Origin of the sequence: Haloplanus salinarum, assembly GCF_024498175.1 — an archaeon.
Lineage (GTDB): Archaea > Halobacteriota > Halobacteria > Halobacteriales > Haloferacaceae > Haloplanus > Haloplanus salinarum.
Map to the genome: position 1 here is coordinate 2,513,785 of NZ_CP101823.1, position 9,512 is coordinate 2,523,296.

Consider the following 9,512-nt stretch of genomic DNA (forward strand, 5'->3'; position numbering starts at 1 on the left):
TCGGTCGGGTCGGCAATCAGGGTGTCGGATGGCGGACGGGACGTCAGTCGCCGCCGACGGCGAAGCGGGTCGCGTCCTCGTCGATCGAGGGCGAAGAGACGAGCGAGACGCCGACGGTGAGGGCGGCGGCGAGCAGCATGAACGCGAGGGCGACGTCCCACCCGCCGTAGGAGCGCGCGAGGAGGGAGACGGTCGCGCCCCCGACCTCGACCGGCGTGGCCGGGACGAGGACGTGGGCGAGATACAGGAGTTGCGGGACGGCGACGCCGACGAGCATGCCGTCGCGGGTCGTCGCCTCCCAGTAGAGCGCGACGATGACGGGCGGAGCGAGCAGGGCGAACCCGGAGAACGCGGTGTCGCCGACTTCGATGAGCGTGCCGGGTCGCGAGAGGCTGGCGACGAACGCGAGGAGGGCGAAGACGGCGACGCCGATCCGGGCGATCCACGCCTCGCGTCGGTCGCTCGCTTCGGGGCGAACGAAGGGGCGGTAGAGGTCACGGGTGAAGTAGGCCGACCCCGAGAGGAGCATCGAGTCCGAGGAGGACATCATCGCCGCCATCGCGCCGGCGACGACGAGCGCCGCGAACCACCCGGGGGTGTACTCGCTCAGCAGGACCGACAGCACGTTCGCGCCCTCGGGCACCTCGATGGGGAGGCCGGCCGCCCACGCCCCGAGCATGAACGCCGGGACGAAAAGCAGGAGGACGAGCACCGGCCAGAGGGCGAACGAGCGTTTCAGCACCGTCGCGGACTTCGCGACGAAGAAGCGCTGGTTGATCTGCGGGAACATGGTCACGCCGAAGGCGATGGTGACTGCCGACGAGACGATGAACTGCGGGGTGTAGAGGCCGCCCCCGAGGGACGCGAACTCGGGGTTGGCCGCCACCATCCCGCGGGTGGCCGCGCCGAGGCCGCCGAGGCTGCCGAGGATCCAGACCACCGCGATCCACAGCACGGAGAGCATGAACAGCCCCTGGAGGGTGTCGGTCCAGGCGACGCCCCGCAGGCCGGCGAGCATCACGTAGACGATCATGAAGAGGGTGATGAGCGCGGCGCCGCCCCAGTAGGGGACCGCCCCGCCGGTGAGTCCGCGGAGCGCCTCGCCGGCACCCATCTGCTGGAGCATGACGTAGGGGAAGAGCCACAGGAGGCTAACGCCCGCGACCAGCCCCCGGAGACCCGGGGAGGCAAATCGGTCGCCGAGCATCTCCCCAAGGGTGACGTACTCGCGTGCGCGCCCGATGAGCCACTGTCGGTAGCCGATAACGTACCAGAGGATGGCGAAGAGGACGCCGTCCATCACACCCATGACGAGGATCCACTCGGGGCCGGCCGCGTAGGCGAGGTTCGGGCCGCCGAAGAAGGTGAACGCCGACAGCAGGGTCGCGAAGGTGGTAAACAGGAGGACGAGCGTCCCGAGGGTGCGGCTGGCGAGATAGAAGTCCTCGGCGTCGTTCCCGCCGACGCGGTAGGCCACGAGGCCGACGCCGAGCGCGAGGACGAGATACGCGACGACGATGCCGAGCGGCTGGAGGCTCACCGACTCTCACCCCCGTCGGGTCGCGGGGCCGCCTCGGTGTCGACGCCCATCAACCGATCCCACCCGGTTCGGGTGAACAGCGCGAAGACGACGGCCGCTACGCCCATCCAGCCGATATGCCACCAGAGCCAGACGGGTAACCCGGCGACCACCGTCGACGTGCCCCAGAGGAACCAGGGGACCGAGAACACGACGAGGACGACGAACGTCACGATCCACAGCCAATCGCGTATCGAACGCATCGTTGGATCGTATTCGTATCTCCAACTACGTAAATGATGCCGAATAATCCCCCATCAGATAGATTGAAGAAAAACTTTCTTCGAAACGGGAAAGAGGGGAACAGCACTCTTCGATTCGCGTCGACACCGGTAAACCGTCGCCCGCCGAGCGGGTTCGTGTGTCCGGGACGGACGGACGTGTCGTGTCGCCGCTGGTCGCGCTGGGAGTCGCGGTCCTCGCGATCAGCACGAGCGCGATCCTGGTCCGCTGGAGCGACGCCCCGAACGTCATCAAGGCGCTGTATCGGGTGACCTTCACCGTCGTCGCGCTCGCTCCGCTCGTCGACGGGGGCGACCGACTCTCGCTCGCCCGGATCGGGCGTCGCGACGCCGCCGTCGCGGTCGCCGCCGGGGTCGCCCTCGCGGTCCACTTCGTGGTCTGGTTCGAGAGCCTCGATCACACGACCGTCGCCGCGAGCGTCACCATCGTCCAGGCCCAGCCGGTGTTCGTCGCCGCCGGGGCGTGGGTGCTCCTCGGGGAACGCGTGAGCCGACGCGGCGCGCTCGGGATCGGGATCGCTCTCGCCGGGATGGTCGCGCTCTCGTTCGGCCCGGCGTTGCTGGCCGCCGTCGATCCGACCGCCGAACCGGCCGCCGACGTGACGGGGGCCCAGTACGGCAACGCGCTGGCCCTCCTCGGCGCAGTGGCGGTGGCGGGGTACTACCTCGCCGGCCGGTCGCTCCGGCGCGGACTGGGGGTGTTGCCGTACGTGACGGTCGTGTACACGGCATGTGCGCTCGTTTTGCTCGGGGTCGCCGTCGCGCAGGGCCTCCCCCTCGTCTCGTATGCCCCCCACGAGTGGGTGCTGTTCGCCGCGATGGCGCTCGGTCCGGGCGTCCTCGGGCACACCGTCGTGAACTGGGCGCTCGGCCATCTCGAATCCCACGTGGTCAGCGTCTCGCTTCTCGGCGAACCGGTCGGAAGTACGCTCCTCGCGGTCGTCCTCCTCTCGGAGGTCCCGCCGCCGGGAACGCTCCTCGGCGGCGCCGTCGTCCTCGCCGGGATCTACGTCACCGCGTCCGCGCGAACGCCCGGCCGCCCGGATCAGTGAAGTTTGAGTTCGATCCGCCGGCCGTCGGGGTCGCGAACGTACGCCGCCCAGTCGCGGCCGTAGGCGCCGTACCGCTCGTGGGGTTCCCCGGACTCCACCTCGACGCCCGCGTCCCGGAGGTCTGCGAGCAGGGCCTCGATCTCCGCCCGGGTTCCGGTGCCGTCCGACCGGAGGAGCAGACAGACGTGTTCGCCGTCGGGGTCGAACGGCTCGTCGGTCGGCACGAGGTGAAGGTGGCGGCCGCCGGCGACGACGGCGACGTAGGGCACCTCCCCGGCCTCGTAGCGGTCGCGGTCGCGGACTGGCATCCCGAGCAGGTCGTGGTAGAACTCGAGCGCGCGGTCGAGGTCACTCACGCGGAAGGCGGCGTGATCCAGGTCGACGACGTCCATACCGGGCGTTGGGGCGCCGGCTTCATACCGATTGTCGTCACCGCTCGCGGCGGCCCGTCTCACGACCGGCCGGTCACTCGAGGAGGTCGCGCGTCCGCCGGTGACGGAACCGAAACATGGGTTCGAAGCCGACCCGGGCGAGGGGCGCGACGGCCTCACCGAGGGCGCCGAGCGGGAGAGCGTAGACCACCCGATCGTCGACGACCGTCTCGGATCCGTCGGCGAAAAAGCGGTGGGTGTGCTCCCAGTGGCGAAAAGGCCCGTCGGCCATCTCGTCGGTGAAGTGAGCGGTCGCGCCCTCGCGTTCGCGCTCGGTGATGAGGGAAGTCCACCGCTGTCGCGGCCCGACGCCGAACGGTCGGACCGAGGCCTCGATGCGCGATCCGGGCTCCAGGATCTCCGGGTCGGGGTCGCCGTCCGGACCCTCGACCGCCTCGATCCGCAGGTGCATCCACTCCGGGGTCAGCGCCTCCAGTCCGCTCACGCGGGAGTGGAAATCCCACACCGAATCCAGCGACGCGTCGACGCGCGTCCGGCGTTGGTACACGGCCATGGGCGTCCCTACGGACGAACGGCGGATAAGCGCAGGGATCGGCCCCACGAACGGGCGCCGCCCGCGGCGTATCGTAACCCGGGGATTAATTCTCGATCCCTCCGTCGGGGGGGACATGTCGGTAACACTCGATCCGGACGACTCGGTGATCGTGCTCGCCCACGAGCAGTTCCCCGGCCGGGCGAAGACGGCCGTCGGCGTCCTCCGATACGCGGACTACGAGGTCGCGGCGGTGCTCGACCGCGCCCACGCGGGCGGGACGGTCACCGACCACGTCCCCGACGTGGACGACGCGCCGATCGTCGAGAACATGGACGCGGCGCTCGACTGCACCGATCCGGACGCGCTGGTGATCGGAATCTCACCCATCGGCGGCGAGTTCGACGAGTCCTGGCGGCCGGACGTCCGGACCGCCATCGAGGCCGGCTGTGACGTGATCTCGGGGCTGCATTACTTCCTCGCGGACGACGCGGAGTTCGCCGCCCTCGCCGACGAAACCGGGGTCGACCTGATCGACGTCCGCCGCCCGCCCGCGGATCTGACCGTGAGCGAGGGCCGTGCCCACGAAGTCGACGCCGAGGTGGTGTTGACCGTCGGCACCGACTGCAACACGGGCAAGATGACGACGACGCTCGAACTCGTCGCCGCCGCCCGGGAACGGGGGATCGACGCGGGGTTCGTCCCCACCGGACAGACGGGGATCATGATCGCCGGATGGGGGATCCCGATCGACCGGACGATCGCCGACTTCGCCGCCGGCGCCGCCGAACGGATGGTCCTCGAGGCCGCGGCGGACCACGACGTCGTCTTCGTCGAAGGACAGGGGTCGATCGTCCACCCCGCCTACTCCGGGGTGACCTGTAGCCTGCTCCACGGCTCGATGCCGGACTCGCTCGTCCTGACCCACAGCGCGGGCACGGAGGCGATCCACGGCTACGAGTCGTTCGCCGTGCCGCCGATCGAGACGTACGTCGACCTCTACGAGTCGCTGGCGGCGCCGGTCGCGCCGGCGGAGATGGCCGCCGGCGCGCTCGATACTCGGGCGTTCGACGACGACGACGCGGCCCGGGACGCCGTCGCGGCCTACGGCGACGCCCTCGGCGCGCCCGCGACCGACCCCATCCGCTTCGGGGCCGAGGAGATACTCGACGACCTGCTATGAATACGAACTTCGAGCGACTCGGCCTGTCGATCGACGGCGAATTCGCCATCTCGCGGGGTGCGCGGACCGACGTTGAGACGGTCGTCGTCCGGGTGTGCGACGACGCCGGGCAGACGGGGATCGGCGCCGCCGCCCCGACCGCCCACTACGGGGAGACGGCCGACACCGTGACCGCGGTCCTGCCCACCCTCCTCGACGCCGTCGAGGGGGTCGACGACCCGCTGGCGCTGGGGCGGATCGAGCGCCGACTGCGCGGGACGATCCGCGACAACCCCGCCGCCCGCGCCGCGGTCAGCGTCGCCTGTCACGACCTCGCGACCCGTCGGCTGGGGATCCCGCTCTACCGCCACCTGGGTCTCGATCCCGGGCGTGCGCCCCCGACCTCCTATACGGTCGCCATCGACGAACCGGAGGCGATGGCCGACACGGCGGAGACGGCCGTCGGGGAGGGATACGGGATCCTGAAGGTGAAACTGGGGACCGACCGCGACCGCGAGCGCGTCGAGGCGGTGCGGGCCGCGGCCCCCGAGGCGACGATCCGGGTCGACGCCAACGAGGCGTGGGCGCCCCCCGAGGCGGTCGCGAAAAGCGAGTGGCTGGCCGACCTCGGCGTCGAGTTCGTCGAACAGCCGGTCCCGGCCGAGAACCCCGAGGGGCTGCGCCGCGTCCACGAGCGGAGCGCCCTCCCCGTCGCCGCCGACGAGTCCTGCGTGACGCTCCCGGACGTCCCGCGGGTGGCCGACCGCGTCGACATCGTGAACCTGAAGCTGATGAAATGCGGGGGGATCCGCGAGGCGGTCCGGATGGTCCACGCCGCCCGCGCACACGGCCTGGAGGTCATGCTCGGCTGCATGGTCGAGTCGACCGCCTCCATCGCCGCCGCCTGTCACCTGGCGCCGCTGATGGACTACGTCGACCTCGACGGGGCGCTCCTGCTCGCCGAGGATCCCTACGAGGGGCCGAGCTACGCCGGCGGGACTGTCGCGTTTCCGGACCGACCGGGGACGGGCGTCCGGTCGATCGAATAGCGTCGGGGGCCGGAGCATCCCTCCGCGGCCACACGGCCGGGAACGCCCTCGGAGTGGGTGTCGGCTTCGATCGAATCGCTGGAGAACGTCATGTGTCCGACTGTCACGACGGCCCCCGAACGTCTATACCCCCCGTTTCATTCGACACCTCACACAACGGGGACGCAGGGCGCCGGACGGCCGACCGGAGCCGCCGTCCCGGGACCGACGCTTTCGGGCCGTCGGTGGTCAGTCGTCGGCCAGCCGGTCGGCCCACCCGTCGGTTCGGCGTCGGTCGCCGTCGCGGGTGAGAAACAGGGCTGCGACTCCCTCACGGTCGTCGAGCAGCGGCGACGCACGGTCGTCGTCCATCACGAACGCGGCCGTGGAGTAGGCGTCGGCGGTCGTCGCGTCGGGCGCGACGACGGTGACGCTGGTGTCCGCCGTGGGCGACCGGCCGGTTCCGGGCGTGACGATGTGGTGGTTCGTCCGGTCCTCGTCGTAGAAGATGCGGTAGTCGCCGGACGTGGCGACGCCGCCGCGGTCGAGACGGAGGGTCGAGACGGTGCCGTCGCCGCGGGGGTCCTCGACCCCGACGCGCCATCGGGAGTCGGCACCGGACCCGCCGAAGGCGCGGACGTCGCCTCCCGCCTCGACGAGGCCGGCGTCGACCCAGTCCCGGAGGACGGCCGTGCCGGCGTCGACCACCGCCCCCTTGGCGACGCCGTCGAGGGTGATGGGCGTTGGCGTCCGGAGTTCGGCGTCCGCGACTGCGACCGAGTCGAACGTCGCCTCGCCGACGCGGCGGCGGGCGTCGGTCGGGGCGTCGCGTCCCGACTCGTAGGCCGTCACGACCGGGAGGACGGTCGGATCGAACGCCCCGTCGGTGCGGTCGTAGACGCGCCGACACTGCCGGAGGAGCGAGACCAGCGCCGGCGACGGATCGGCGAGGACGCCCGCCTCGTTCAGACGCGCCACCTCGCCGTCGGGGTCGTGGCGCGTGAACACCGACTCCAGCCGCGACATCTCGGCGAACGCGCGTTCGACGCCGATCTCGGCCCGGTCGGGCGCTCGCGTGACCGCGGTGACGGTCACGAGCGTCCCCATCATGAGCCGGGTGCTGCGGACCTCGGTGAGGTCCCCGCGGACCAGGAGCGTCCGCCCGAGGAGACCGGCGCCGGCCACGCCGCCGGCGGCCGCCGTCAGGAACGATCGGCGGTCGAGTTCACGCATCGCCGTCACCCCCGTCGAGCCAGGCCGTCCCCGAACAGCCACACGACGCGTCCGACCCCGAACAGCCACACGACGCGTCCGAACCCGGGGCGTCGCCACCCGCCGTCTCCCGGCGGACCATGTCGACGACGGTGCCGTCGGGGACGAGGTCGGAACTCCCCGCGTACGGCTCCGTCTCACCGCCGTCGGTCACGGCGCGTTCGGCGAGGAGGCGCTGTTGCTCTGTCGTCCGGTCCTCGGGGCGAATCCGCTCGATGAGCGCGGGATCCCGCCACGCGTCGACCGTGAACCCGTGTTCGTTGTCGTACTGGAGGACGACCGGACACCCCTCGGGGTCGTAGTAGTTGTCGACACAGACCGAACACTGGAAACACTGGAACCGGTCGATCGAGCCGTCGTCCTCGATGGCCTGGAACTCGCAGTCGCTCTGGCATTTCACGCAGTCGCCACAGAGGTCGTATCGCTGGATCGGCTCCCGCTGGAGGACGTTGCCGAGCGCCAACCCGGCACCGAGCGGACAGACGTACCGGCAGTAGGGCCGGAACATGAACGCGCCCGAGACGACGAGCAGCGCCGACCACGCGATGTAGACGGGGTCGGTCACCAGCGAACTGTAGAAGGCCGCCTTGAACGGCTCGACCTTCGCCAACGTCGCGCCGAAGTCCGTCGAGATTACGAACCCGATCACGATGGCGACGAAAAGCGGATAACGGAGCTTCTCGAGTTTGACGTGGTACTCCCGGGGGAGTTCGTACTCCCAGGGCGTCAGCTTGTAGAGCAGTTCCGAGAGGGCCCCGAACGGGCAGATCCACCCACAGAAGACGCCACGGCCCCACTTCGGGATGACGAGCGCGATGCAGATGAACGTGATCGCGACGAGCGGGGCCGAGAAAAACAGCGCCCACCGGAAACCGCCGGCGGTCGCCCACGAGACGAGTTCCCGAACGAGGATCGCGATCTGTTGGGTGGTGGGCTGGGTGGGATGGTACCAGCCGATGAAGGCGAGTGTCACCCCCAGCGTGCCGATGCGGAGGCGGTTGGTCGTCCACCCCGTTCGGCGGCTGATCCGCGAGCGGAAGGTGAAGATGCCGACGATTCCCGTGAGGAAGACGACGAGCGCGGCGGCGGCGAGCCAGTTGTCCTGCCACGCGGACTCGACGGTTCCGACCCACGCCGGCACCGTCCGGGCGGCCACGGCGTCGACCGGGCGCCGGACGGCCAACCCGCCGGGACCGTAGGTCCGGCTGAGGCGCTCCCCGCCCACGGTCAGATCGAGGACGAACGGGCTGGCGGTGTCGAGGGTACCCTCGATCGCCAGAGCGGCGCTCCAGTCCACGCCGTCGATCCGCGTCTCGTGGACCGGCGGCGCGTACGACCGGGTCCACTGGTGGAGTCGGAGCCGCTCCGGCCGGGACGCCGATCCCGGGGCGTTCAGACCCACCCAGAGGACCGTCGCGTTGGCGTCCGGGGGGCCGGCGGCCCGGTCGGCGAACAGGCTCCGCTTGACGGGGTCGGATTCGATGGGCGCCGCATAGAGCGTCAGGGAGTCGTTCGATCCGGCCGTCGCGTCCGGCGCCCCGGCGTCCCACCGGGCGAGCGGCGCTCCACGACCCAGGTCGCCGAGCGTCATCCGGCGTTCCGACGACTGGTTCGTCGCCGTCTCGTTCGTCGACCCGTCGTCGAGCGCCGATTCGGAGACGATGCCCTTCTCTTTGGCCACGATCCGGGCCGACCGCGTCACCGTCTCGATGGAGGCCCGGGTCGTCACGGACGCGCCGGTGAGCGCGTCGACGTGGTGTTCGTTCCCGTCGGGGTCACGGAGCGTGACGTCCTGTGTGACCGACATCCCGACCATCTGGTAGCTGAACCGCCGCAGGCGCTGGATGGCCGATGCGCGGTCGAAGAAGGGTTCGTGCTGTTCGACGAGTTCGACACCGCGGAGGGTGCCGTTGGTGTCGAGCGCGACCAGAAACTCGATGGGTTCGTCGCCGTATCCCTCGACATCGACGACGTTGCTCGTGAGGAAGACGTAGCCCGCGAGCTGCCGTTCGCCGTCGACCTGCCGGTAGGCCCCGACCGTTCGATACTGGCCGGAGGGCTCGGAGAAGTCGTCGGCGCCGGGGTAGACCTTCGTCAGGCTCCGCTCGGAGAACGGATCGTCGATGGTGGTCCGATCGACGGCGACCACCGGAGCCGGCACGGCGAGGACGAGGAGGAGGGCGAACACGACGGCGATCCGGCGGCGCCGGCTCACGGTCGACGACACGTCCCGAACGGGGTGCAGTGATGGGT

The 9,512-nt window shown here is 70.6% G+C and carries 9 protein-coding genes; 3 read left to right on the plus strand and 6 right to left on the minus strand.

Annotated elements, in window-relative coordinates; all coding sequences use genetic code 11:
• Positions 1–43: 43 nt before the first annotated feature.
• Both NO364_RS13140 and NO364_RS13145 read right to left on the minus strand, forming a co-directional pair.
• Positions 44–1,540 carry a sodium:solute symporter family protein gene (locus NO364_RS13140; protein WP_157690449.1) on the minus strand — a complete coding sequence of 499 codons (1,497 nt, stop codon included), beginning with the start codon at positions 1,538–1,540 and terminating at the stop codon, positions 44–46.
• A complete protein-coding gene (locus tag NO364_RS13145; RefSeq protein WP_157690448.1) occupies positions 1,537–1,782 on the minus strand; it encodes a DUF3311 domain-containing protein in 246 nt (81 codons plus the stop codon). The genes NO364_RS13140 and NO364_RS13145 overlap by 4 nt, the downstream gene beginning before the upstream one ends.
• A gap of 158 nt (positions 1,783–1,940) precedes the next feature.
• Between NO364_RS13145 and NO364_RS13150 the strand changes: the two genes are divergently transcribed.
• On the plus strand, positions 1,941–2,873 hold the full coding sequence (locus tag NO364_RS13150) for a DMT family transporter (RefSeq protein ID WP_257627759.1): 933 nt from the start codon (positions 1,941–1,943) through the stop codon (positions 2,871–2,873).
• Here NO364_RS13150 and NO364_RS13155 read toward each other — a convergent pair.
• Both NO364_RS13155 and NO364_RS13160 read right to left on the minus strand, forming a co-directional pair.
• The gene (locus tag NO364_RS13155) at positions 2,867–3,265 is read right to left on the minus strand and encodes a VOC family protein (RefSeq protein WP_157690446.1); all 399 of its coding nucleotides are present in this window, start codon (positions 3,263–3,265) and stop codon (positions 2,867–2,869) included. The two genes, NO364_RS13150 and NO364_RS13155, sit on opposite strands and share 7 nt — an antisense overlap.
• Before the next feature lie 73 nt (positions 3,266–3,338).
• A complete protein-coding gene (locus NO364_RS13160) occupies positions 3,339–3,818 on the minus strand; it encodes an SRPBCC family protein (RefSeq protein ID WP_157690445.1) in 480 nt (159 codons plus the stop codon).
• A 115-nt stretch (positions 3,819–3,933) separates the two neighbouring features.
• Between NO364_RS13160 and NO364_RS13165 the strand changes: the two genes are divergently transcribed.
• Positions 3,934–4,980: an N-acetyltransferase DgcN family protein gene (locus NO364_RS13165; protein WP_157690444.1), complete on the plus strand. Its 1,047-nt coding sequence runs from the start codon at positions 3,934–3,936 to the stop codon at positions 4,978–4,980.
• Positions 4,977–6,008, plus strand: coding sequence for a dipeptide epimerase (locus NO364_RS13170; protein WP_157690443.1), 1,032 nt, complete (start codon positions 4,977–4,979; stop codon positions 6,006–6,008). The genes NO364_RS13165 and NO364_RS13170 overlap by 4 nt, the downstream gene beginning before the upstream one ends.
• A gap of 228 nt (positions 6,009–6,236) precedes the next feature.
• Here NO364_RS13170 and NO364_RS13175 read toward each other — a convergent pair whose 3' ends face one another.
• Positions 6,237–7,220, minus strand: coding sequence for an FAD:protein FMN transferase (locus NO364_RS13175; RefSeq protein WP_157690442.1), 984 nt, complete (start codon positions 7,218–7,220; stop codon positions 6,237–6,239).
• Positions 7,213–9,474, minus strand: a complete 2,262-nt coding sequence (locus NO364_RS13180) for a 4Fe-4S binding protein (protein ID WP_257627760.1) — start codon at positions 9,472–9,474, stop codon at positions 7,213–7,215. Before NO364_RS13180 ends, NO364_RS13175 begins: the two co-directional genes overlap by 8 nt.
• Positions 9,475–9,512: the final 38 nt, after the last annotated feature.

Coding starts and splice junctions, on each gene's coding strand:
- NO364_RS13145 (WP_157690448.1), bottom strand. CDS start 1,782: ATGCGTTCGATACGCGATTGGCTGTGGATCGTGACGTTCGTCGTCCTC.
- NO364_RS13155 (WP_157690446.1), bottom strand. CDS start 3,265: ATGGACGTCGTCGACCTGGATCACGCCGCCTTCCGCGTGAGTGACCTC.
- NO364_RS13160 (WP_157690445.1), bottom strand. CDS start 3,818: ATGGCCGTGTACCAACGCCGGACGCGCGTCGACGCGTCGCTGGATTCG.
- NO364_RS13165 (WP_157690444.1), top strand. CDS start 3,934: ATGTCGGTAACACTCGATCCGGACGACTCGGTGATCGTGCTCGCCCAC.
- NO364_RS13170 (WP_157690443.1), top strand. CDS start 4,977: ATGAATACGAACTTCGAGCGACTCGGCCTGTCGATCGACGGCGAATTC.
- NO364_RS13175 (WP_157690442.1), bottom strand. CDS start 7,220: ATGCGTGAACTCGACCGCCGATCGTTCCTGACGGCGGCCGCCGGCGGC.